Source organism: Bradyrhizobium sp. LeoA1Lang (genome assembly GCF_055413685.1).
On the sequence record NZ_JBVAPG010000582.1, the window covers coordinates 1 to 273 of the forward strand.

Genomic DNA, 273 nt, shown 5'->3' on the forward strand with positions numbered 1-273 from the left:
CTGCTGATGCATTGCGATTGATGGCCTTGACACGAACCATCCCATGTGAGGTTCTGGCAGGCTTCGACACCCGCCTCGATACGCCGCCTATCTCAGTCCGTCATCACCCAGTTTCCCGCATAGCTCCCTATGACGAGGTCGCCGAAGGGCCGATTTCGTTGAAAAAGGCAGCAGTAGTCGGATGTATTGGCGCCAGTGCCGATCGGGCCGAACGGCTGTACTAGCCTCTTATGCGGGCTTGAGGGTTTGCATCGGGATCAGCTTGGCCATCTT

Annotated in this window: 1 protein-coding gene; it reads left to right on the plus strand. The window is 57.1% G+C overall.

Annotated features, from left to right (window positions below; translation table 11 throughout):
• On the plus strand, positions 1-224 hold a 224-nt coding region (locus tag ACZYOF_RS44580), incomplete at its 5' end, for a hypothetical protein (protein WP_463719697.1).
• Positions 225-273 lie beyond the last annotated feature (49 nt).